At 38.8% G+C, this 1,327-nt stretch carries 1 pseudogene; it reads left to right on the top strand.

From position 1 onward, the window contains the following. Positions 1-68 precede the first annotated feature (68 nt). Positions 69-404: pseudogene (locus B7449_RS17540) on the top strand (transposase); the annotation flags it as partial. Positions 405-1,327 lie beyond the last annotated feature (923 nt).

The raw sequence follows: 1,327 nt of genomic DNA, 5'->3' as shown, positions 1-1,327 counted from the left end.
GCAGCGATTTTCTGGCGTCATGAGAATGGTGCGAAATGGCGGAGCATCCCCCCTGAACTGGGGCCGAGGTGGCGTCCGGCCAGGTTCATGAACTGCCATTGGCGCCAGTCATGCTCGACAGCCTTCCTGCCATTCCCTTGTGGGTGGTGGTGGACAGGGGCTACGCGTCGAACGCCTTTCATGAACGGATATGGGACATGGGAGCCCGACCGGCCATTCCCGCGAAACGACGTGATGCACCGGTCGCCTGCCTGAAATGGGCCTATCGGTGTCGGCATCTCGTTGAGAACCTCTGGGCTCGCCTCAAGGAGTGGTGTGCAGTCGCAACCAGATACGAAAAAACAGCAACGTCGTTCCGCGAGGTCATCCACATCGCTGCCGCAGCAGACTGGACCAAGCTCTAACAGGCTTGGTCGTAGAATCATGCAAATTGTTATTATAACGAAATGGAATCATCCTGACATGGCCAGGCAGGAGCGGTGAAATATTATGTTAATGTGAAAGATTAATAAACGATACCCATCTGTATATCAAAGCTAATAATTTGTTTTTGTTAGAATTTCTGGGGTATATATGCAATTAGTCAAGCAGGCCTCTGTCGAAGCAATTCGGCATGCGGCGTTATAAAGATACATATAGCATATAGTATTTCCATATATTTATAAATTTCCCTGAATAAATTGAAAATAAAATATATAAGATATGGAGAATTTAAAAATTAAAATACAAAATATGTATGTATAGAAATTTTACAAATCCAAAACGCAAATTTTTAAACTTATATGGGATCGAAAGGGCGCATGGACATAATAAATATTTTCCAGAATAATTTGTATTTATTAATATATTTATAAATTGATTTTAATTCAAATAATTTTCATCGAAGAAAGATGAAACTGTTAGTTGCTCTGGTTTAAGAGGTCATAATTTTGAATATATTTTATATTTCTTTGCATCTATGATTAATTCACGAGATAAAACATATTCATATAATATACTTGTTTTATTTATGTGATATTTATCTGCCCTTTCCAAGGTATTCGCTGATATATAATTTTTTTATGCTTGACAATTTATTAACAAAAAAATACCCATGACGCCTATGAAGCGACATAAAGAAAAACGTTAAAAATACACCAGAAAAATGGCATAAATATGAAATAATTCGGCAATTTCATGATGTTTCATGGAAATTTCGAATGTGTTTTTGCAGTTTGATTCTGGGGAAGCCAGTCCGGAAAGGATTGGTTTTTGCCTGAATAATTGATTTTATTAAACATATTGGCATAGCTGACGATGTACGGAACATGGTTCACGACGGGGAAGG

Origin of the sequence: Komagataeibacter intermedius TF2 (assembly GCF_000964425.1) — a bacterium.
Lineage (GTDB): Bacteria > Pseudomonadota > Alphaproteobacteria > Acetobacterales > Acetobacteraceae > Komagataeibacter > Komagataeibacter intermedius.
Note: the sequence above shows the minus strand (reverse complement) of the source record. Positions and strands in the feature narration are given on the sequence as shown.